The organism is Sphingomonas sp. BK345 (genome assembly GCF_014193845.1).
Lineage (GTDB): Bacteria > Pseudomonadota > Alphaproteobacteria > Sphingomonadales > Sphingomonadaceae > Sphingomonas.
The window spans coordinates 237,781-259,613 of record NZ_JACHZX010000005.1; the positions used below are offsets into that span (position 1 = coordinate 237,781).

A 21,833-nucleotide genomic window follows, 5' to 3' on the forward strand; every position below is an offset into this window, starting at 1 on the left:
TGAAGCAAATCGACTTGATTGACCGGTAGAAAAGGGCTCATATCGAACAAAGCTGTCCAACCGATTGCGGGTGGATGAGCCGATAGGGGCGCGGCGACGACCGCGAAGGAGGAGCAGGATGACGACGGGCGCTATCCCTGACGGACCGACCGATGGCGTTGCGACGCTGGCGCATCTCACCCCGACGCAGGTGAAGGTGCTGCGCGGCGTGCGCTCGGGGCGACTCAACAAGGAGATCGCTTTCGACCTCGGCATCGCCGAGGCGACGGTGAAGGCGCACATGACCGCGCTGATGCGCAAGCTCAACGTCCGCAACCGCACGCAGGTGGCAGTGGTGGCCGAGGCGATGGCCGCTCACGCCGGCTAGCGCGCCGCGCGATCGCCCGGTAAGCACATGTAAGATAACGAGAAAGCGGGAGGCGCGCGATGCGGGCGAAGAGGTGGCTGGGTGCCGCGGCGGTGGCGCTGGCGGCGGGAACGGCGGTGCCCGCGGCGGCGCGCTCGACCTCGGTCTATCTCACTCAACCGGACGATCCGCGCGCGATCACCGTCCACGGCGTCGGCGACGGGCGCGCCGACGACAGTGCGGCGATCCAGCAGGCGATCGACCAGGCCGCGGCGAGCGGGAGCGGCGGCATCGTCTTCCTGCCCTCGGGCCGCTACCGCATCACGCGCACGATCCTGGTGCGGCCCGCGGTGCGGCTCTTCGGCGTCGGCAAGACCCGGCCCGAGATCGTGCTGGGCGATACCACCCCCGGCTTCGGCAGCGGCGTGGCGGCGATGCTCGCCTTCACCGGCGAGGACCAGTATCGCGTCGGCAAGGTCGCGGTGCCGCCGCTCACCACGGTGCCGTTCGATCCCAATGTCTATGACGCGACGTCGAGCACCTTCTACTCGGCGATCGCCAACGTCGACTTTCGCGTCGGCGCGGGCAACGAGGGCGCGGTGGCGGTGCGCTTCCGCGTCGCGCAGCACGGCTATGTCCGACACGCCGACTTCCATCTCGGCTCGGCGCTGGCGGGTGTCTACCAGGCAGGCAACGAGTTCGAGGACCTGCGCTTCTACGGCGGGCGCTACGGCATCCTGAGCGAGAAGACCTCGCCGGCGTGGCAGTTCACGCTGATCGACTCCGAATTCGAGGGCCAGCGCGACGCCGCGATCCGCGAGCATGAGGTCGATCTCACGCTGGTCAACGTCGCCATCCGCGACACGCCGATCGGCATCGACATCGATCGCGGCTGGTCCGACTCCCTATGGGGCAAGGACGTGCGCTTCGAGCGCGTCAGCCAGGCGGCGGTGGTGATCTCGGAGGAGAGCAGCGTCTTCACCCAGATCGGCTTCGACCACGCGGTGGCGAGCGACACGCCGGTGTTCGCGCGCTTCCGCGACAGCGGGCGGACGATCGCGGGCAAGGGGAGGCGCTACCATATTGCCGATTTCTCGCACGGTCTCGCGCTTGCCGGCTTGGGTGAGATCGGCAAGACCGCGACCACGGTTGATATCGCCCCGCTCTCCCGCGCGCCGCGCGGACCGACGCCGGCCATCGCCGCGCTGCCCCCGGTCAGCCAGTGGGTCAACGTGCGCACGCTTGGCGTGAAGGGGGACGACGCCACCGACGACACCGCGGCGCTGCAGCGCGCGATCGACACGCACCGCGTGCTGTACCTGCCGATGGGGCGCTATCGCGTCACCGACACGCTCAGGCTGCGCCCCGACAGCGTGCTGATCGCGCTGCACCCCAGCCTGACCCATCTCTATCTGCCCGACAACGCGCCGAATTACGCGGGTGTCGGCGGCGCGCGTGCGCTGCTGGAGAGCGCCAGGGGCGGCAAGGCGATCGTCCACGGCATCGGGCTGTGGACTGGCAGCGTCAACCCGCGCGCGACCGCGCTGCTGTGGCGCGCCGGCGCCGCCTCGATGGTCAACGACGTCAAGATCCAGGGCGGTGGCGGGACAGTGCTGACCAAGGGCAGCGCCATCAAGCCCAACGACCCGCAGGCGCGTCAGGACGGCCAGCACCCCAGCATCTGGGTCACCGATGGGGGCGGCGGCACCTTCGCCGCGATCTGGTCGCCCAACACGCTGGCGTCGGCGGGCTTCTACGTTTCCGACACGAAGACGCCGGGGCACGTCTACGAGCTCTCCGCAGAGCATCATTATCGCGCCGAAATCGTGCTCGATCACGTCGAGAACTGGGAGTTCCTCGCGCCGCAGACCGAGCAGGAGGTGCGCGACGGCGTCAATGCGGTCTCGACCGAGATCCACCACTCGCGCAACATCCTGTTCGCCAACTACCACGGCTATCGCGTGACGCGGACGATCAAGCCGATGGACGCGGCAGTGAAGCTGTATCAGTCGAGCGACATCCGCTTCCGCAACGTCCACGTCAATGCGGAGAGCGGCTTCGCCAGCTGTGACGCCAAGGGCTGCGGCACTTATCTGCGCGCGAGCAAATATCCGTTCGAGAACGCGATCAAGGACATGACGCGCCAGCAGGAGGTGCGCGAGCGCGAGTTCGCGCGGCTCGACGTGCCCGCGGTCGCGGCGAGCGCGGCGACCGCCTCCGCGGTGCCGGTGTCACCCGGAGTCGAGAAGCTGGCCGACGGCTTCTACTCGATCGCGGGCGGCGCGGTGGACAAGGCGGGCAAGCTCTACTTCATCGATCGCTTCTTTCACCGCATCCACGGCTGGTCGCGCGCGGAGGGGCTGTCGACCGTGGCGCAGGCGCCGCTCGATCCGGTCAATCTGGCGGTGGCGCGATCGGGCGACCTGCTCGTGCAGTCCTCGGCCGGGCGCGACGGCACGGTCTACAGCATCGATCCCGCCAGGCCCGAGGACGTGCGTGTCATCGCGCCGACCGCGGCGCGTGCGCATCCCGGCGCCGCCACGCTGCTGCCAGTCAACGTCTGGGCCAACGGCGAATTCGCCGATCGGATCGACCCGAAGACCTACGAGTTCCCGCCGCTCTCCTACTTCTTCACCAGCAAGATGGGCGAGGCGAAGCCGCAGGAATATGTCTCGCCCGACGGCTCGCTGGTGCTGCCTGCCTTCCGTGTCTGGAACCAGGGGCCGGACGATTACATCGGCTGGCGCTGGTCCGACACGCTCGACTCCTACGGGCTCGTCGGGGCGGCGCCGGGCAGCCGGGTGACGCTGACCAACGCCTCGGAGAACCGCACCTACAGCGGCCTGGTCGGCGCGGGTGGGCAGGTGACCGACCTCAAGGTGGTGGTCGAGCGCGGCGGCGAGAGCGTCGCGCGCGACGACGCCGGCAACCTCTACGTCGCCAACGGCCAGGTCTTCGTCTACGCGCCCGACGGCAGCGAGACCAGGCGCATCGACGTGCCCGAGCGGCCACTCCAGCTGCTGATCGGGGGCGCGGACCGCCGCACCTTGTACATCCTGACCCATCACGCGCTCTACGCCTCGCCGATGTAAGTCAGTCACCTGCGCATGATTCACCTAAGCGAGTGGATTTGCCCTGTAAATTTCTACACGCGCGGGCTAACCAGCCGCCATGTCGGAGGTCGAGCGCGAGCGCCCACCCACATATCCGGTCGACGCCGCGGCGGCGCCCGACCTGTCGCGCCGCTATCTCGCGCTCGCCGCGGAGGCGGCCGACCGGCTGCTCGCCGCGACCGATCCGGCGCGGATGGTCGACGAGCTGTTTGCGCTGATCCGCGCCGAGCTGCGGCTCGACGTCTTCTTCAATTACCGCCACGACGACGGTGTGCTGCGGCTCGTGGCCTATGCCGGGTTGACCGAGCAGCAGACGCAGGACGGCGCTGAGCTGCGGCTGGGTGAGGCGGTGTGCGGCTGCGCCGCGCTGGAGCGCCGCCGCATCCACGCCGAGCGGGTGCAGCGCTCCGACTCGCCGCAGCTGGCGTTCGTCCGCTCCATCGGGCTCGACTGTTACGCCTGCACTCCGCTGCTCGACGGCGAGCGGCTGCTCGGCACGCTCGGTTTCGGGCGCCGCGACAGCCCATGTTTCACCGCCGAGGAGCTGCAGCTGCTCCATACGCTATGCCATTATGTCGCGCTGGCCAAACTGCGGCTGCGCCACGAGGAAGTGCTGCGTCGCAACATCGCCGAGCGCGATCGGCTGCTCGCCGAGCTCAACCACCGTGTCCGCAACAATCTGCAGATGGCGGTCGGTGTAGTGCGCAACGAACTGCGCGGCGTCGAGCCGGCGCCGCCGGCGCTGACCACCGTCGCAGAGCGGCTCGAGCTGATCGCGCTGGCGCACCGGCCGCTCTACCAAGCCGACGGCGCCTCGCTCGCGGTCGACGCGGTCGAGATCCTGCACGGCGCGGTCGAACTCACCACCGGCGGTGACGGGCGCGTCGAGGCGGCGGAGCCGGTGATGATCCCGATCGAACAGGCGGTCGCCTTCTCGCTCCTGGTCCACGCTTTGCTCGATCGCCGTGTCGGTGCCGGCGCGCGCGTCGCCGTCGCGCGCCGCGCCGCCACGCTGGAGGCGCGGATCACCGTCGCGGCAGAGCCGGCGGCCGCGCCACCGCTCGACCGGCTCGCCAGCTCGCTGCTGCGCCAGCTCAACGCCAGCCTCTACGAGGAGGCCGGCGCCATCCACCTGAGGTTCCCACTCGCTCATGCAGGCTGACGCCGACACCCGCTCGCTCCGCCTGCTCGTGGTCGAGGACGAGGCGATCATCGCGATGCTCGTCGAGGATGCGCTGACCATGGCGGGCCACCTCGTCGTCGGCGTGGCGGAGAGCGCGAGCGAGGCGCTGGCGATCGCCGCGCGCGAGACGATCGATCTCGCCTTGTGCGACGTGCGGCTGGCGGAGAATGACAGCGGCCTCACCGTGGCGCGCGAGCTCTCGGCGCGCGGGGTGCCCTGCCTCTACGTCAGCGGCAACTGCCCGACCGTGGCGGATCACCCGCTGATCATCGGCTGCGTCGGCAAGCCCTTCGCCACCGCCGCGCTGAGCCGCGCGGTCGAGGCGGCCTATCGGATCGCCGCGGGCGAACGCGACGTCGAGGTGCCCAAGAGCATGCACGTCTTCGCGCGCGCGTAACCGTCCCGTTCCAGGCTCCGATCACCGCTGGACCCTGCTATCCCCGAAGAGCTAAGCGGTTGGCGGGCAACCAGGGGGACATATGCAAGGTCGGGGCGTTCTCGCCGGCCTCATCGCGCTGCTCGCGCTGTTGCTGCTGTTGCCGGCGGCGGTGAACCGTGGCGTGCTGCAATTCCCCGACACGACCACCTATATTCGCGGCGTCGATGCCGCCGTGGTCGCGGTGACGGGGCACAGCTCGGCCTGGTCGGACGATGCCAAGCGCGCGCTCGCGGCCAGCGCGGCGCCGGGGCCGGCAATGGCGCGCGCACCCGCCAGCGGCGAGTTGTCGGTGCCCGCGACGGCCCCGGCCGGCAACTTCCCGGTCGTGCTGTCAGGCCGCTCGGTCTACTATGGCGCGCTGCTCTACGCCGCCGACTGGCTCGGCAGCTTCTGGTGGGTGGCGATCGTCCAGGCACTGGTGACCGCCACGGCGGCGCTGCTCGCCGCGCGCCGTGTCGCCAGCCGGCTTGAGTCGCCCGAGCGGCTGTGGCCGGTGCTCGCCGTGCCGCTCGTGACCAGCGTCGGGCTCCAAGTGGCGCTGCTGATGCCCGACATCTTCGCGCCGCTCGCGATCCTGGCGACCGCGCAGATCGCGCTCTACTGGCGCGCGATGGTGCGCGGCGAGCGCGTTTTCTGGTCGTTGCTGCTCGCCGCCGCGGCGTTGTTCCACAGCGGCAACCTGCTCGTGATCGGCCTCTTGGTCGGCGTGCTGCTGCTGTGGCGGGCGGGGACGCGCAGCGCGCTGTGTCTCGTCCCGGTCGTGCTGGCGCTGCTGGTCGGCGTGGCCGGCGAGGCGGCGTTCGGCGCGGCGGTGCGCAAGATGACCGGCTATCCACCGGTGCGGCCACCGTTCGTGGCGGCGCGGCTGATCGCCGACGGACCGGGACGCGACTATCTCGATCGCGCCTGCGCCGAGGGCGCGACGCTGACGCTCTGCCGGTATCGCGACTCCATCCCTGAGGACAGCGACTCCTTTCTGTGGGCGAGCGGCCGCGGCAGCTTCATGGGCATGCCGCCGGAAGACCGGCGCCGCGTCGCCGCCGAGGAGCGCAGCTTCGTGCTCGCGGTTCTGGCCGACCAGCCGCTCGCGGTGATCGGCGTCTCGCTGCGCAACATCGGCGGGCAACTGCTCCGCTGGCAGGTGGACGACATCGCCGACGCGCGGCTCGGGGGGATCAACCGCGACAAGCTGCCCCCCGCGGTGCGCGCCGCGTTCGACTCGACCCGCGCCGCCGAGAGCGACTTCCCGACCGGCTATTACGACCTGCTCGCCGCGCCGGTGACGCTGCTCGCGCTCGCCACGCTGCTCGCGCTCGGCCTGGTGCGGCGCGACACGATGCCGGCGGCCACGCGCGGCTGTGTCGCGATCGTGCTGGCGGGCATCCTGCTCAACGCCACGGTGTGCGGCGCCTTCTCCAAGCCGCACGACCGCTATCAGAGCCGCGTTATCTGGCTGCTGCCGCTGCTCGCGACCGCCGTGCTGGCGGGATCGCGCCGGCGCGCGCCCGCGCCCGCGCCAGCGGCGAGCGGGACGGCGGTGTAGGGCACTTCACCGCCGCTCGCGCGCGAGCTCGTCGACCGCCTGCGCCAGCTCGATCCACATCGCGCCCTCGGGAATGACATATTCGTTCTCGCCCCAGAAGAATGGCCAGTCCTCGTGGTTCTCGGGGAAGTCGGGCTTGATCACCAGCACGCCGGGGACGACACCGCCGGCGATGAAGGAGAAGTCGGCGCGATTGTTACCATAGGCGACCTCCTTCGACAGCGTCCCCACGCCCGAGACGAACGAGCGGTCCGAGCCGGGATGGTGGCCGAGCAGGAACTCGGCGCCGCGGAAGACCGCGTCGGCGGGGACGATCTCGGGGAAGGCCTTGTGCAGCGCATAGGCGTTGAGCGCATAGCCCATCACCGTGCCGCTGCCGGCCCAGCCGCCCGTGGTGATCGGTACGCCGAAGGGGTTGGCGGTCGCGCCCTTGTCCGCCTCGGCCGCATAGGCGCGGACCGCCGGGATCAGCCGCGCTCGGTAGGAAGCGGGCATGAAAGGGACCGCCGCGAGCGCGTCGCGCAGGCTCGCCGCGAACCTTTTCTCCACCTCAGGGTACAGCGTCTCCACCGCGGTGACGTAGCGCGGGTCGCGGGTGGCGCGCAGCAGCTCGACCGCGGCGGAGAAGCGCTCCATCTCGAGCGGACCGCCGGTGGTGTTGCCGTGCTGGTAGAGGTCGGGCGGGTGCGACTGCTCCTCGGCCCAGGTCGCGGTGGCCAGCGCGAGCGCGCGCTTCGCCAAGTCCGGGTCGGCCGACTGGAGCGCGCGCGACGCCGCGGCCAGACCCGCGATCGAGCCGTAGTTGAGCGCGGACGCCTTGGTGGTGAAGGCCCAGCGATCGTCGGGCATGCCGCTGCGGCCACCCTTCTCCTCGCCGAGCTTGAGCGACGGATCGTAGACCAGCCCGTCGGTCTTGGTCGAGGCGTCGCCGAGATGCGTATATTGCGCGACGTCGGGCTCGACGATGCCGTGGATGGCGTGGCCGACCGCGTCGAACTGCGCCACCAGCTGGCGCGTGCCATGCGCGATCTGCTGAAGCAGGTCGGGCGTGCCGTCAGGCACGTGCAGCTCGGTGCGGCGGCGCGTCTCGTCCACCGCGGTGGTGTCGCGCGTCGGACGCCAGCGCTCCCAGCTGTCCACCATCGAGCGGATCACCTGGTATTGCGACTGGGTGCGGATGTCGAAGTCGCCTGCGTCGAACCAGCCGCCGGTGTTGAGCCCCGGGATATGCTCCCCCGGCTTGTACTTGCTGTCGGTCGTCGGCCCTTGCGCGTAGAGGTCGATATGCTCGTGGTTGACCGGTGCCTGACGCGCGTCGTCGCGATGCGCCTCGCCGTGCCACACGCGATACCCCTCGTTGACGAACATATGGTCCATTGCGACGGGGAAATAGACGTCGAGCGTCGGGTGCCACGCGCCGGCATAGACGTCGTCGGCGATGCGGAACGGCGCGGTGCGCGTGGAGCCATATTCGAGCACGTAGAGGCCGGGCTGACGCACCGCACTGAAGTCGAGCCGCAGGTAGGAATAGCGCAGATAGTCGCCCCAACGCTTGGCGGCGGGGATCGCCACCGGCGTCATCGCGCCGTCACTGCCGACGCGCAGCAGCCGCGGCGTGAGCGCGCGCGTGTCGGCGCGGTCGAGCTCGATCGTCGCCACCTTGCTCCCAGCCGGTGTATAGCCCAGCTGCGAGTGCGCGATCACCGGCGCGCGACGCCAGCCGGGTACGCTGGTCGGGCGCACCGTCCATTCCAGCACCGTCCCGGTCTTCCCGGTCGGGAGTAGCGAGCGTAGCACGAACCAGCCGTTCTGCGCCTGATTGCGCCCGTCGTACAGCTGCACGGGCTCGCTCGACTCGATCGTCACGCGCCGGGCCGCGTCCTCGGGCGCGAGCACGAAGCGGCGCGCCGCGGCGATCGCCTGCGGCTCGGCGCCAGGGCCCTCGGCGCGGCCGCTCGCGGCGTTGCGCTCTGGCGTGCGAGTCATCGCGTCGGCGGGGTAGAGCGGGAAGGTGCCGGTGCGGTCGTCGGCGAGATAGCCGTGGTGGAAGTAGGCGGCCGGCAGGAACTCGAGGTTGAAGCCGGCGCGGCCGGCCAGTGCGGCGGGCACCGGCTGGTCGAGCAGCACGGAGACCTTCACCGCGCCGCCCGCTCGCTCCGAGCGGATGCGGTAGCGCCAGTGCTGGTCGGGATATTCCAGCGTCACCGTGATCGCGCCGCTGCGCTGGTCGACCTCGCGCCCGATGAAGCGCGCGGTCGGGTCCCACTGGCCCGGCGTGGCGGCGAGACGGACGTCGCCGTTGGTGGCGATCCGCTCGTCCTGCTGGATGATCTCGACGCCGCTGATCTTCGAATCGGCGAACAGCCCGTCGTACCAGTTGGAGAAGACCAGCACGTTGGCGCCGGGCGCTTCGTAATAGCCGCTCTTGTTGAGCGTCAGCTCGCCCGCGGGCGGCGCGGCGCGACGCGGCTGCGCCGACGCCGTGCTCGCCAGCAGCATGGCGATGACCGATAGGCCGATGCCGATACGCGCCTTGCTCATCCTCGTCCTCCGTGCGCCGGTCGTTCGTCGCCGATCACGGGGGTTTGTATAGCGCTAACATCGACGCGCGCCATATGCCGTGGATCAAGCCAGCGGGCATTGACGGCTGAACGCTCATCTACCTACTCTCTTCTCGAGAGACCGCGTGCCGTTGGCAGATAGCGGTAACAGGAGAGGGTGGATGAGGATCGATCGGTCATGGCGCGCCGCTGTGGCGATGCTAGGCGCGCTGCTTGCATCCGCGGCGCCGGCTCAGGTCTCCACGCCCGCGCCCTCCGCTGTCGCGGGCGCGAAACCCGCGACGGTCGAGCGGATCACCGTCCACGGTCGTTCGCTCGAGGGCAGCCTGGAAGGCGACAGCGCCGACCGTATTGTGCTGGTCGTGCTACCGCCGAGCTACAAGAGCAGCCCGAAGCGTCGCTACCCGGTGGTCTACGCGCTCCACGGCTATTCGATCGGGGCGGAGCAATGGACCCGCGAGATCCACGTGCCACAGACGATCGAGGGGGCTTTCGCGCAGGGCGCGCGCGAGATGATCGTGGTGCTGCCCGACAGCAAGACCGCGCACAACGGCTCGATGTATTCGAGCTCAGTGACGACGGGCGACTTCGAGAACTTCGTCGCGCGTGACGTCGTCGGCTACATCGACTCACACTATCGCACCGTCGCCGATCAGAACAGCCGCGGGCTCGCCGGCCACTCGATGGGCGGCTACGGGACTGCGCGGATCGGGATGAAGCACCCGGAGACCTTCGGCGCGCTGTACATGATGAGCCCGTGCTGTCTCTCCGCGCGCACGCCGGGCGGGGACGCCGCCGCCGACGAGAAGACCTTCGTCGCGCTGCGCTCGCCCGCCGACTCGGCGACGCTGAGCTGGGGTCAGCGCGCGCAGCTCGCCGCCGCGGCGGCCTGGTCGCCCAATCCCGCCAAGCCGCCGCTCTTCCTCGACCTGCCCACCGAGAACGGCCAGCCGCGCCCGGATGTCGTGGCGCGCTGGGCGGCCAACGCGCCGCTGGCGATGCTCGACCAATATGTCGGCAGCCTGCGCCAGTATCGCGCGATCGGGCTCGACGTCGGCGACCGCGACGGGCTGAAGGACGACGCGCAGGCGCTCCACGCCGCGCTCGACCGCTACGGCATCAGGCACGATTTCGCGGTATATCCCGGCGACCATGTCAGCGGCGTGGCGACGCGCGTGCAGGATCAGGTGATCCCCTTCTTCTCCCGCGCTCTGGTGTTCCCGTGAGGCGCGTCGCGCTGGCGGCGCTGCTGCTCGCCGTCTCGGGGGTTGCGACCGCACAGGTGTGGCGCGCCGACCAGGGTGACGGCAGCTATCGCAACCCGGTGCTCTACGCCGATTATCCCGACCCTGACGTGATCCGCGTCGGGCGTGACTATTATTTCGTCTCGACCACCTTCGTGAACGTCCCCGGCATCACGATCCTGCACAGTCGCGACCTGATCAACTGGACGATCGCGACCCATGTCGCGACGAAGCTTGATGGCGACCCGCGCTACGATCTCGTCGGCGGCAACGCCTATCGCAAGGGTCTGTACGCCGCGAGCCTGCGCCACCACGACGGCACCTTCTATCTCGCGATCACCCCGGTCGGGCAGAAGACGCGGATCTACTACGCCAAGACCATCCGCGGCCCATGGCGCTACCACGAGCTGGACCGCGAGGCGTTCGATCCCGGCCTGTTCATCGAGTCCGACGGCCGCGCCTATCTGGCGACCGCCACCACCGCCGACGGCACGATCACGCTGCTGACGCTCGACCGCACGCTCTCCAAGGTCACCGCCGCGCGCAAGATTCATTACATCAAGGGCGCGGAAGGCTCGAAGCTGATCCGGCGCGGCGACTATTACTACCTCTTCAACGCGCTGCCGCCGAGGCTGGCGCTGAGCGTGTCGCGCTCGCGCAGCCTGTTCGGCCCGTGGGAGACGCGCGATCAGATCGACGATCGCAGCGGCGGCCACCAGGGGGCGCTGGTCGACCTGCCCGGCGGCGACTGGTTCGGCTTCGTGATGGAGGACAGCGGCGCGATCGGGCGGATGACCAACGTCTCGCCCGTGTTCTGGAAAGACGACTGGCCCGTCTGGGGCACGCCCGACGCGCCGGGCCGCGTGCCCGCCCGCGCGCGCAAGCCGATCGCCGGCGGCGCCTTCGCCGAGCCGCCCTCGTCCGACACGTTCGACCGCCCGGCGCTGGGCGTCCAGTGGCAGTGGAACCACAATCCGGACGACCGCCGCTGGTCGCTGACCGATCGGCCGGGCTGGCTGCGGCTGCGCCCTACACGCGCGGCGCGCTTCTGGGAGGCACGCAACACGCTGACGCAGAAGGGCCAGGGGCCGGCCAGCCGCGGCGAGGTGGTGCTCGACCTCGCGCATCTCGCACCGGGCGACCGCTGCGGCTTCGGCACCCTCGGCCAGGTCAGCGCCAACCTTACCGCGATGCGCGGAGCGGATGGACGCGCGTTACTGGCGATGGAGGTGACCGAGGACCAGGTCGAGGGCGCGCGTACCCAGACGCGCGCCTCCGTGCCACTCTCGGGCAATCGGCTGTGGCTGCGCACCGAGATGGACTTCAAGGCATCCAGCGGTCGCGTCGCGTACAGCGAGGACGGGCGCCGCTGGCGCGGGCTCGGCGGCGAATTCCCGCTGCGCTTCGCCTGGCGCACCGGCACCTTCCAGGGCGAGCAGTTCGCCTTGTTCTGCTACGCGCCGGGCGAGAGCAAGGGGTGGGTGGACGTGGACTCGTTCACGCTGTCGCCGGTGGCTGCGGACGCGCGGCCGTAGCGAGCGTAGGTGCTTAGCGATCATCCCCTTGCAGGGAAGGATGAGATGTTCTCACCTACAATGAGCGTCAAGGGGAGGCGCGGCCGCACCCCCCATAGCACTCGCGCCCGCCCGCTCACTCCACCGGCACGTCGAAGGTCCCCACCGGCAGCTGCCCCTCGTCGAACAGGTTCACCACCGGCGTCTCGGCCCAGGCGTAACGAACATGCGTCACCGGCTGGCCGTCGCCCGCGAGCGTCACCGTGTCGCCGGTGACCGTCCCGGCGGCGAAGCGGCACGATCCCGCCGCCGCACCGCACAGCTCGAAGCCGATCGCCTGCGCCGCGCCGCGCGCGCTGAGCGCCCCGGTCGCCCCGGTGAAGCGCAGCACCGCGCCGCCGTCGGCGCCGCGCTTCGCCCCCGCGATCGCCGGGCCCGCCGGCGCGACCGGCTCGCCGTAGCGCGCCGCCCGCATCGCGCGCGCGAGCCGCAGCCCGACCTCGCGCTTCTCGCCCGGGTGGATGTCGAGCGCGTCGCCGAGGTCGAGCGCCACCGCCATCCCGGCGTGCGGGTCGGCCGCGGTGACGCGGCGCTGCGCGTCGCGCACCATGCCCCAGCCGCTCTCCGCGGGGGCCTTGGCGCGCGTGCCATAATCGGCGAGCTGCACCACCGCGAATCCGGTCTCGGGCGTGCCCATCCGTCGCCGCCAGTCGGCGATCAGCGCGGTGAGGCGCCGGTCATAGCCGGGCAGGCCGGTGTCGGACTCGCCCTGATACCAGGCGATGCCGGCGAGCTGGAGCGGCGCGAGCGGCGCGATCATCGCGTTGTCGAGCGTGCCCGCGCCGTTGATGTCGTCCCACGGCACGCGTGGCGCACCGCCGCCGACCCGCTTGGCCATGGCGTAGCGCCAGCCGCCGTCGAGCGGGACGCTGCTGCCGTCGGCGAAGGTCAGCCGCATCCGCTCGGCCGGGCCGGTCATCCCGCCCAGCGCGTAGACGTCGTCGTCGTTGACGGTGATGACGTTGCGCCCGGCGCGTAGCGTGCCGGCGGGCAGCGCGTAGACGCGCGGTTGCGACGCGAGACTGCTCGAGCCGACGCCGACGCCATTGACCCAGGTGGTGTCGGCGTCGTCGACGGTGCCGATCGAAAGCGTCGCCGGTCCGCGCGCCTGCGCCGGCGTGAGCTCGACCGTCTTCTGGTACCAGATCATGCCGTTATAGTCGGCCAGCTCGGGCACGCCCCAGGTCTCGAAGTTGGTCAGCGCCGGCACCGCGCGCCAGTCGAGCGCGGCGTCGGGTTGCCACGGCTCCTTGCCATGCGCGTCGCCGCTGGCGCCGCGCCACCACTCCTCCCACTGCCCGATCGCGCGGCGCACCGCCGCAGCGGGGTCACGGGCGTAGAGCGCGATCAGCGCCGCGGCATCCGACTGGCCGCCCGCGCGCAGCGCGGTGTCGCTCATCCAGGCGCTGATCCGCGACCCGCCCCAGCTGGAGTGGATCGCGCCGATCGGCACCTTCTGCGTCCGCCGCAGCGACTGCACCATGTAGAAGCAGGCGGCCGAGAAGCTGCCGACGTTCTCCGGCCCCGCCGCTTGCCAGCGCGGCGCGGTGGCGAGCCGGTCGAGCGGCGTGGCGCCGGCATTCTTGGCGATCGTCAGCAGCCGCAGCTGCGGGTCAAGCGGCGGGTGGGCGTCGGCGAACAGGGTCTGCGCGTCGCCGACGGTCAGCTCCATGTTGCTCTGGCCGGAGCAGAGGAAGACGTCGCCGATCAGGATGTCGCCCAGCAGCTTCGCCCCGCTCGGCGCCGCCACGGTCAACTCATAGGGACCGCCCGCGGGCAGGGCGGGGAGGCGGGCGGCGAAGCGGCCGTCACGCGCCGCCGTAGCACTGACGCTATGGCCGGCGAGACTGATCATCACCGTCTCACCCGGTGTCGCGGTGCCGCGCACGTCGATCGGCCGGTCGCGCTGGAGCACCGCATGCTCGCCGATCGCGCCGTCGAGCGTCGGCGCCGCGAGCGCGGGGGTGGCGACGGCGGAGGCGGCGAGCAGGACGGCGAGGCCGCGCGCGAGACGGATCGGCATGGGGCAGAAGTTCCGCTGTACGATCGGCGCCGGGATCGATGCCGGACGACGCGGGAGGCGTCGCCGGCACGAGACTGCGTCAGCCCGCGTCGCGACGCAATCGCCCGTGATGTCGGATGCTTAGCCCGATCGCCGCCGGGCGCGCTGGATCGCCTCGTCTAGCGCGGAGAGGAAGCGCGAGCGGTCCTCCTTGGCGAACGGCGGCGGGCCGCCGACCCGGTCGCCGCCCGCGCGCAGGTCACTCATGATCGCGCGCACCGCCACCGCGCTGCCGATCGAGTTGGCGGTGAACGGGCGGCCGTTGGGACCGATCACCGCCGCCGCGCCCGCCTTGATCGCGCGGTCGGCGAGCAGGATGTCGGCGGTGACCACGATCGCACCCGCGTCGGTGTGCTCGGCGATCCAATCGTCCGCCGCGTCGAACGCGTCGCTCACGATCACGCGCTCGATCAGCGGGTGCGCGGGAACCCGCAGGTGCGCGTTGCTCACGATCGCGACCGGTACCTCGAGCCGGTAGGCGACCCGGTAGATCTCCTCCTTCACGGGGCAGGCGTCGGCGTCGACTAGGATATGTACGCGCTGGGCCATCGCCGCGCTCTGCCACAAAGCCGCGGGCGCGTCGCCACGGATCACGGCAGCTCGGCGCGCGGGTCCGAGTCGATGCCGGGGCGCAGCCGCAGCGCCTGCTTGGGCCGCGGCGCGCCGGGGCGTCCGTTGACCCGGTCGACACCGTCGATCGCGGGCGTCGGCGCGAGCGTGGCGAGCGACTCGATACCCGCGGCCATGTCGAGCGCAAGCGCGCGCTGCATCGCGTTGGCAAGGGGATAGCCTGGCCGCGTCGTCATCGTCTCGCCCGCGACGGTGCCCGCCCCCTCCGTCATCCGCTCGATGCTGGGCGCCTGATGGAGCGGGTCGGTCGCCGGCAGCGCGGCGCGCGCGCGATCGTCTTCCCAGCCGGCGGTGAAGCGCGACGCGGCGACCTCGAGGCCGGCGAGAAAGGCGCGGAAGCGGACGAAGCGATGATTGGCCCAGTTGAGCACGAGCCGCTCGCCCGCGAACAGCGGGTCGAGCAGCGTGTCGGGAACGAAGCGCGCCGCGATCACCTCGCCGGCGCGGACGCCGCGGCGCTGGAGGTCGGCGATCACAGCCGCGCCCATCGCGACGTTGAACCCGCCCTCGCCGTCACGCATCCGGACATGGACGATCCGGTCGCGATAGCCGGGCACGTCGATCAGCTGGTTGTCGCCCCACTGGCGCGCCGTGGTGATGATCCGGCCCGCGAAGCGCAGCAGCCGGGCCGCCGGTGCGCCCGCGGCGAAGCGCGTGTAACTCGCCAGCCGGCCGCGATTGGTGCGCAGCATATACACCATCTCCTCCGGCCGCGCGTCGGCGGGCGCGAGGCCCGGATCGGGCGGTGCGGGATCGGCGGGACCGTGCTCGGGCTGAAGCTCGTCGTCGTGATAGAGCAGGTTGAGGCAGAAGGTGGGTCGCGTCGGGATCGGCGCGTCGAACAGGTGGAGCGGGAAGTTCGAGGTGATCCCGCCGTCGGTGATCCACAGCTCCGCCAGCTCGCGCCCGCCGCCCGGCGCCGCCGCCCGCTCACGCAGCACGTAGAGGCGCACCGCGCGGAACAGGAAGGGGAAGCTCAGCGACATGCGGACGCCGACGAGCACCGGCAGATCCTCCGGCCGCGGCAGGCGGACGAACGCGTCGGCGTCGGCGCCGAGATCGACCGCGGCGAGATCGTCGCGCGGGTCGGTCGGCGCGCGCTGGTGTGCCACCATCCAGGCGACGATCTCGGGCGGGAACAGCGCGGCCAGGTCGGTGCGGCGCGCGTAGAGCAGGTCCTCGCGGCGAAGGAAGGGCAGCTGCACCGACAGAGCGCGGTTGATGTCGGATGCGACGAGCACCAGCTCGATGTCGCGGCTCATGGTCCCCAGCGTCGCGTCGGGGCGTCGCGGATCCTCGGCCGCGCGCAGGGCCGCGGCCAGCGCGGCCTCGCGGTTCGGCCCGGCGCGGCGGTGCGACGCCGCCCACAGATCGCCGAAGGTGAGCGGCTCGTCGAGCGTCAGCCCGGCGAGCTCCTGAAAGCGCGCGTGCAGCCATTCGGTGAGCGCCGGCAGCGGCTCGCCGCCGGGGCGCGCTCGCGCCAGGCCCGAGCAGAAGCCATAGCCGTTGGCGGCGACCGCGCGCAGGCCAGCGCGCAGCGTCGGCCACCAGAAGAGCGTCGCCAGCAACAACGTCAGCGCGGGCAGGCCGACGAGCAGGAGCAGCAGCAGCGCCACGGCAAGCGCCGCGCCGCGCGCGGGTTCGAGCCACAGCAGGGCCGCCGCCACCAGGCCGAGTGCCAGCGCCGCCCACCAGAAGGCGGAGAGCGCGACGACTCCGGCCGCGCCGGCGACGCCGCGTGCGCCCGCGGCGGACTGGAGACGGCGCAGCAGGTGGAAGAGCGGCGCCGTGTCGGGGTCGGGTTCGAACAGATGCTGGAGCAGCGGCGCGCCGCCATGCTGCTGGCCGAGCTCGGCCGCCAATCCTTCCAGCCGCTCGCGCGCCTGCGGGTGCCGGCCGGAGCGGCGCCCGAACTCCATCGCCGCCGCAGCCGCGGCACCGATCGCACCCGCCGAAGTGCCGCCGATCGAGCGCAAGCGGTAGGTCGCGGCGATAGCGGCGATCGCGCCGGGATAGATCACGCCGCTCGTTACGCCGCCCTTCATCACGAGGTCACATTCGAGCGGCGCGCGGTCAGGTCCGATCGGCATCATCCTGGCTCCCGCGGGCGGCTCTCGCGCCCGGGTGCAGCGTAGCGTACCTCGATGCAGGCGGTAAGATGCGCCGCGGCGAGGGGAGCGTCGCGCGCGCGTGTCACACCGGCAGGATCTGTCTCGTCATACCGGCGAGCGCGACGTTCCGCGTGACGAGGAGACCGACCATGACCGCCCGTATTTCCACCCCGCACGCGCTCGCCCCGGAGGGGATCAAGGCGATGATGGCGCTGGAGCAGAGCCTCGCTCACAGCGGGATCGACCATCGACTGCTCGAACTGGTGAAATATCGCGTGTCGCAGATCAATGGCTGCGCCTTCTGTCTGCACATGCACGCCACCGACCTGCGCCGCCACGGCGAGAGCGAGCTGCGGCTCTACCTGCTCACCGCCTGGCGCGAGTCGACGCTCTACTCGGAGCGCGAGCGCGCCGCACTCGGCTGGGCCGAGGCGCTGACCCACCTGCCCGAGAGCCAGGCACCCGACGCCGACTATGCGGCGCTCGCCGCGGTCTTCTCGGAGAGCGAGCGGGTGTGGCTGACGCTCGCGATCGGCGCGATCAACAGCTGGAACCGGCTGCAGGTCGGCTTCCGCGTGCCGCACCCGGCCGCCGATGCCTGACGCGCGCGCCTTCGCCGCCGAGCGGGGGCGGCTGGTGCGGCTGGCCTATCGCATGACCGGTTCGCTCGCCGAGGCGGAGGACGTGGTGCAGGACGCCTGGCTGCGCTGGGCGGGTACCGCGCCGGGCACGGTGGCGGACCCGGCGGCGTGGTTGACGCGGACGGTGACCCGGCTGTGCCTCGATCACCTGAAGTCGGCGCGCGTCCGCCGCGAGACCTATGTCGGCGCGTGGTTGCCCGAGCCGCTGCTCGGCACGGCCGACCCTGAGCCGCTCGCGGACGATCTGACGCTGACGCTGATGCTGGCGCTCGAGCGGCTTTCCCCGCTCGAGCGCGCCGCCTTCCTGCTCCACGACGTGTTCGAGGTCGCGTTGCCCGAGGTGGCGGCGACGCTCGACCGCGCCCCCGCCGCGGTGCGCCAGCTCGCCGCCCGCGCGCGCCGCCACGTCGCGGCGGCGCGTCCGCGCTACATGGTCGATCGCGCCGAGGCGGAGCGGATCGCCGCCGCCTTCTTCGCGGCGTCGCGCGACGGCGATAGCACCGCGCTAGCGGGGCTGCTCGCCGCCGACGTCGCGATTCACGCCGACGGGGGCGGGCGCGTGCTCGCGTTCCGCAACGTCATCCGCGGCGTGGACCGCGTGCGGCGGCTGTATGCCGGACTGGCGCGCAAGCATGGCGACACACCACCGGTGCTGCTCGCGATGCGCTGGATCGACGGGCTGCCCGGCTATGTCAGTCGCGAGCGCGGCGACGTGGTGCAGACCACCGCGCTCGAATTGCGCGACGGTCGTATCGCCGCCGTCTACGTCGTGCGCAACCCCGACAAGCTCGCGCACGTCATCGCGCTTCACGCGGCAGCGGCCACGCGCGGCTGACGCGCCGCCACCAGCAGCAGCGCCAGCGCCGCCGCCGCCATCGCCGCCCCCGCCAGCGCGACCGCGGGCAGGCCGAGCCCGGCGGCGATCACCCCGCCGCCCAGCGCCGCGCCGATCGCGTTGCCGAGGTTGAACGCGCCGATGTTCATCGCCGAGGCGAGGTTGGGGGCCTCGCCCGCCGCCGCCATCACGCGCATCTGCAGGGGTGGCACGATCGCGAAGCTGGCGATGCCCCAGACCAGGATCGCTGCGGCGGCGAGCGGCAGCCACGGCATCACCGCCGCGAACACCACCAGCACTGCGGCGAGCAGCGCGAAGCTGCCGATCAGCGTGCGCTCGATCGATCGGTCCGCGAGCCGGCCGCCGATCATGTTGCCGATCGTCAGGCCGACGCCATAGAGCATCAACAGCGCGGTGACCGTGGCGGTGCCGGCATGCGTGCGTTCGCGCAGGATCGGGACGATATAGGTGAAGACGGTGAACATCGCGCTCGCCCCGACCACCGTCAGCGCCAGCGCGGCGAGCACCCGACCGCGCGCCAGTACGCGTAGCTCGGCGGCGAGGTCCGCTCCCTCCGGCGCGGGCAGCGGCGGCAGCGCGAGGCGCAGCGCCGCCATCGCCACCGCGCCGATCGCGGCGATGCCGGCGAAGGCGGGACGCCAGCCGATCGCCTCACCCGCCCAGGTGGCGAGCGGGACGCCGCCGATCGTCGCCACGGTCAGCCCGGTGAACATCGCCGCGACCGCGCCCGTGCGCCGCTCGGGCGGCACCAGCCCCGCCGCGACCACCGCGCCGACGCCGAAGAAGGCGCCGTGGTTGAACGCGGTCACCACCCGCGCCGCCATCAGCCAGGCATAGCCGCCGGCGAGTGCGGACAGCGCGTTGCCGAGCGTGAAGATCGCCATCAGCGCGATCAGCAAGGTGCGGCGGTCGAGTCGCGCGGTGGTCAGCGTCATCAGCGGCGCGCCGATCAGCACGCCGAGCGCATAGGCGCTGACCAGCAGGCCCGCCGAGGGGATCGAGACGTGCAGGTCTGCGGCGATCACGGGCAACATGCCCATCGGCGCGAACTCGGTGACGCCGATGCCGAAGGCGCCGATCGCCAACGCGAGGAGGCCCGGATTGAGCTTCATGACCGGCCTCCGCTCAGACCAGCCGCGGCGCGAGGCGGGCGAAGCCCTCCTGCTGGCGATAGGGCGTGTGGGGATAGGGCGGGAGCTCCTCGCTCGCCGCGTCGAGTGCGGCGATCTGCTCGGGGCTGAGCGCCCAGCCGACCGCGCCGAGATTGTCGCGCAGCTGCGCCTCGTCGCGCGCGCCGATGATCACCGAGGCGACCGTCGGCCGCCGAAACAGCCAGTTGAGCGCGACCTGCGGCACCGACCGCCCGGTTTCGGCGGCGACCGCCTCGAGCGCGTCGACGACGCGGTAGAGATGCTCTTCCGTGACCGGCGGCGCGAAGGCGGCGGTGTCGTGCAGGCGGCTGCCCGCGGGGATCGGGCGATCACGGCCGATCTTGCCGGTCAGCCGACCCCAGCCGAGCGGGCTCCATACCAAAGCGCCGACGCCCTGGTCGGCGGCAAGCGGCATCAGCTCCCACTCATAGGCGCGGCCGATCAGCGAGTAATAGACCTGGTGCGCGACCAGCCGCGGCCAGCCATGGCGATCCGCGACAGCCTGCGCCTTCATCAGCTGCCAGCCGGGATAGTTGGAGACGCCGGCGTAGCGGACCTTGCCCGCGGCGATCAGCCGGTCGAGCGTCGCCATCAGCTCCTCGACCGGGGTATGCGCGTCATAGGCGTGAAGCTGGAGCAGGTCGATGTGATCGGTGCCGAGCCGCCGCAGCGACGCCTCCACCGCGCGGAGCAGCCGCGCGCGCGAGGCACCCCAGTCCTGTGGGCCGTCGCCCATCGGCAGGCCGGTCTTGGTCGACACCAGCACCGCGTCGCGCCGGCCCTTGATGGCGGCGCCGAGCACCTCCTCCGACGCGCCGTCCGAGTAGACGTCGGCGGTGTCGAACAGCGTCACGCCCGCGTCGAGGCAGATGTCGAGCAGCCGCCGCGCCTCGGCGGCGTCGCTCTGCCCCCAGGCGCCGAAGAAGGCGCCCTTGCCGCCGAAGGTCGCGGTGCCGAACGACAGCGCCGGCACGCGCAGGCCCGATGATCCGAGTTGCCGATAGTCCATCTTCCACCTTTTGCCGTACGTTCCGAAACGGCTATGTGGCGCAGGTATGCGCGGTGAAGAACCGGCGCGGCGGGCGAAGGATCTGTGCGATGGATACAAAGCTGGCAGGCGGCAGTGATCGGGCGCGCGCGCTCGCGCTCTTTGCCACCGTGGTCGAGGCGGGAAGTTTCTCCGCCGCCGCGCGCACTTTGGCGCTGACCCCCTCGGCGGTGGCGCGTGCGGTCGACCGGATCGAGGCGCGGCTCGGCGTGCGGCTCCTGCTGCGCTCGACCCGCGCGCTGACGCTGACCGCGGAGGGGCAGGCTTATCTGCTCGCCGCGCGGCGCATCCTCGCCGACCTCGACGATGCCGAGCAACAGATCGCCGATCAGGGCAGCCCGCGCGGGCGACTGCGCGTGTCGGCGGCGCTCTCGCACGGGCGGCTGTGCGTCGTCCCGCTGCTCGGCGACTTCGCGCGGGCCTATCCGCACATCCTCATCGACATCGCGCTGACCGACACGTTGGTCGATGTCGCGGCGGGGCAGGCGGACGTCGCGGTGCGCTTCGGCCCGCTCGCCGACAGCGCGCTCACCGCGCGCAAGCTCGGGCAGAGCGGCCGCGTCATCGTCGCCGCTCCCGACTATCTCGCGCGTCACGGCACACCGATGGTGCCGGAGGATCTGCACGCGCACAATTGCCTCAACTTCAGCTTCCGTCGCGCCGAGCCGACCTGGCCGTTCCGCCGCGACGGTCGCGATGTCACCCTGTGCGTGGAAGGCGGGATCGTCGCCAACAACGGCGAGACGCTGGGGCAGCTCGCCGCGGCGGGCGTCGGCGTGGCGCGGGTCGGGCGGTTCAGCGTCGAGCGCGAGATCGCCGACGGGCGGCTGGTGCCGCTGCTCGAGGATTATAATCCCGGCGATATCGAGCTGATCCACGCGGTCTTCGTCGGCGGCGCGCATCTGCCCGCGCGGGTGCGCGTGTTCGTCGACTTCCTCGCCGAGCGGTTGGCGGGGTCAGGCGTCGAGATGTTGAAGAAAAATGGTGCTGCCGGTGAGGATTGAACTCACGACCTCAGCCTTACCAAGGATGCGCTCTACCACTGAGCTACGGCAGCACTTCCGACCTCGTCGGGCGGAGGGCGCCTAAGAGACGAGCCGCCGGTGATTGTCAAGGTGCCTCGCTCGCTCTAGCGCTCTTTTCATGAGCGACCGCGACGAACGGGCGGCCCGTCTGGCCGAGCAGCTCCGCCTCAACCTGCGGCGGCGCAAGGCGCAGGCGCGCGCCGGTCAGGATGCCGACGCCGCCCCATGCCCGCCGGTCAGCCCCCCGCCGCTCGATGACCCAGCGTGAAGGCCAGCGACAGCACCTGCCACACGCTCACCGATGCC

17 protein-coding genes and 1 tRNA gene are annotated in these 21,833 nt (G+C 71.5%); 11 read left to right on the forward strand and 7 right to left on the reverse strand.

Annotated elements, in window-relative coordinates; translation table 11 throughout:
* Positions 1 to 118 precede the first annotated feature (118 nt).
* From FHY03_RS16345 to FHY03_RS16365, 5 genes are all read left to right on the forward strand, one after another.
* Positions 119 to 367: a helix-turn-helix transcriptional regulator gene (locus FHY03_RS16345; protein WP_183923291.1), complete on the forward strand. Its 249-nt coding sequence runs from the start codon at positions 119 to 121 to the stop codon at positions 365 to 367.
* A gap of 59 nt (positions 368 to 426) precedes the next feature.
* Complete coding sequence (locus tag FHY03_RS16350; protein ID WP_183931697.1) at positions 427 to 3,438, forward strand: glycosyl hydrolase family 28-related protein; 3,012 nt, start codon at positions 427 to 429, stop codon at positions 3,436 to 3,438.
* A gap of 79 nt (positions 3,439 to 3,517) precedes the next feature.
* Positions 3,518 to 4,621: a GAF domain-containing protein gene (locus FHY03_RS16355; protein WP_183923286.1), complete on the forward strand. Its 1,104-nt coding sequence runs from the start codon at positions 3,518 to 3,520 to the stop codon at positions 4,619 to 4,621.
* Positions 4,611 to 5,039, forward strand: coding sequence for a response regulator (locus FHY03_RS16360; protein WP_183923284.1), 429 nt, complete (start codon positions 4,611 to 4,613; stop codon positions 5,037 to 5,039). The genes FHY03_RS16355 and FHY03_RS16360 overlap by 11 nt, the downstream gene beginning before the upstream one ends.
* 82 nt (positions 5,040 to 5,121) lie before the next feature.
* Positions 5,122 to 6,624 carry a hypothetical protein gene (locus FHY03_RS16365; RefSeq protein ID WP_183931698.1) on the forward strand — a complete coding sequence of 501 codons (1,503 nt, stop codon included), beginning with the start codon at positions 5,122 to 5,124 and terminating at the stop codon, positions 6,622 to 6,624.
* Positions 6,625 to 6,630: 6 nt separating this feature from the next.
* Here the strand turns inward: FHY03_RS16365 and FHY03_RS16370 are convergent, their stop codons facing one another.
* Complete coding sequence (locus tag FHY03_RS16370; RefSeq protein WP_221190267.1) at positions 6,631 to 9,165, reverse strand: glycoside hydrolase family 9 protein; 2,535 nt, start codon at positions 9,163 to 9,165, stop codon at positions 6,631 to 6,633.
* Positions 9,166 to 9,346: 181 nt separating this feature from the next.
* On the opposite strand from FHY03_RS16370, the gene FHY03_RS16375 reads away from it, so the two are divergent.
* Positions 9,347 to 10,411: an alpha/beta hydrolase family protein gene (locus FHY03_RS16375; protein WP_183931699.1), complete on the forward strand. Its 1,065-nt coding sequence runs from the start codon at positions 9,347 to 9,349 to the stop codon at positions 10,409 to 10,411.
* A complete protein-coding gene (locus tag FHY03_RS16380; protein ID WP_183931700.1) occupies positions 10,408 to 11,964 on the forward strand; it encodes a glycoside hydrolase 43 family protein in 1,557 nt (518 codons plus the stop codon). Before FHY03_RS16375 ends, FHY03_RS16380 begins: the two co-directional genes overlap by 4 nt.
* Positions 11,965 to 12,079: 115 nt before the next feature.
* On the opposite strand, the gene FHY03_RS16385 is transcribed toward FHY03_RS16380, so the two are convergent.
* The 3 genes from FHY03_RS16385 to FHY03_RS16395 form a co-directional block, all read right to left on the reverse strand.
* Positions 12,080 to 14,026: a sialate O-acetylesterase gene (locus FHY03_RS16385; RefSeq protein WP_183931701.1), complete on the reverse strand. Its 1,947-nt coding sequence runs from the start codon at positions 14,024 to 14,026 to the stop codon at positions 12,080 to 12,082.
* Positions 14,027 to 14,146: 120 nt separating this feature from the next.
* Positions 14,147 to 14,614, reverse strand: a complete 468-nt coding sequence (locus FHY03_RS16390) for a YaiI/YqxD family protein (protein WP_183923274.1) — start codon at positions 14,612 to 14,614, stop codon at positions 14,147 to 14,149.
* A gap of 41 nt (positions 14,615 to 14,655) precedes the next feature.
* On the reverse strand, positions 14,656 to 16,785 hold the full coding sequence (locus tag FHY03_RS16395; protein ID WP_183931702.1) for a patatin-like phospholipase family protein: 2,130 nt from the start codon (positions 16,783 to 16,785) through the stop codon (positions 14,656 to 14,658).
* Between the two features lie 170 nt (positions 16,786 to 16,955).
* Here FHY03_RS16395 and FHY03_RS16400 point away from each other — a divergent pair, with 170 nt between their 5' ends.
* Complete coding sequence (locus FHY03_RS16400; RefSeq protein WP_183931703.1) at positions 16,956 to 17,408, forward strand: carboxymuconolactone decarboxylase family protein; 453 nt, start codon at positions 16,956 to 16,958, stop codon at positions 17,406 to 17,408.
* Positions 17,401 to 18,282 (forward strand): RNA polymerase sigma factor SigJ, encoded by an 882-nt coding sequence (gene sigJ / locus FHY03_RS16405; protein ID WP_183923268.1) that lies wholly within the window; start codon positions 17,401 to 17,403, stop codon positions 18,280 to 18,282. Before FHY03_RS16400 ends, sigJ begins: the two co-directional genes overlap by 8 nt.
* Here sigJ and FHY03_RS16410 read toward each other — a convergent pair.
* Both FHY03_RS16410 and FHY03_RS16415 read right to left on the reverse strand, forming a co-directional pair.
* Complete coding sequence (locus tag FHY03_RS16410) at positions 18,255 to 19,415, reverse strand: MFS transporter (protein WP_183931704.1); 1,161 nt, start codon at positions 19,413 to 19,415, stop codon at positions 18,255 to 18,257. The genes sigJ and FHY03_RS16410 overlap by 28 nt on opposite strands.
* A 13-nt stretch (positions 19,416 to 19,428) precedes the next feature.
* Complete coding sequence (locus FHY03_RS16415; RefSeq protein ID WP_183931705.1) at positions 19,429 to 20,463, reverse strand: aldo/keto reductase; 1,035 nt, start codon at positions 20,461 to 20,463, stop codon at positions 19,429 to 19,431.
* Positions 20,464 to 20,552: 89 nt separating this feature from the next.
* On the opposite strand from FHY03_RS16415, the gene FHY03_RS16420 reads away from it, so the two are divergent.
* Positions 20,553 to 21,506 carry a LysR family transcriptional regulator gene (locus tag FHY03_RS16420; protein WP_183931706.1) on the forward strand — a complete coding sequence of 318 codons (954 nt, stop codon included), beginning with the start codon at positions 20,553 to 20,555 and terminating at the stop codon, positions 21,504 to 21,506.
* Here the strand turns inward: FHY03_RS16420 and FHY03_RS16425 are convergent.
* Positions 21,485 to 21,559 (reverse strand) — tRNA-Thr (locus tag FHY03_RS16425). The two genes, FHY03_RS16420 and FHY03_RS16425, sit on opposite strands and share 22 nt — an antisense overlap.
* Positions 21,560 to 21,645: 86 nt before the next feature.
* Between FHY03_RS16425 and FHY03_RS16430 the strand changes: the two genes are divergently transcribed.
* Complete coding sequence (locus tag FHY03_RS16430; RefSeq protein WP_183931707.1) at positions 21,646 to 21,795, forward strand: hypothetical protein; 150 nt, start codon at positions 21,646 to 21,648, stop codon at positions 21,793 to 21,795.
* The last annotated feature ends 38 nt before the right edge of the window (positions 21,796 to 21,833 follow it).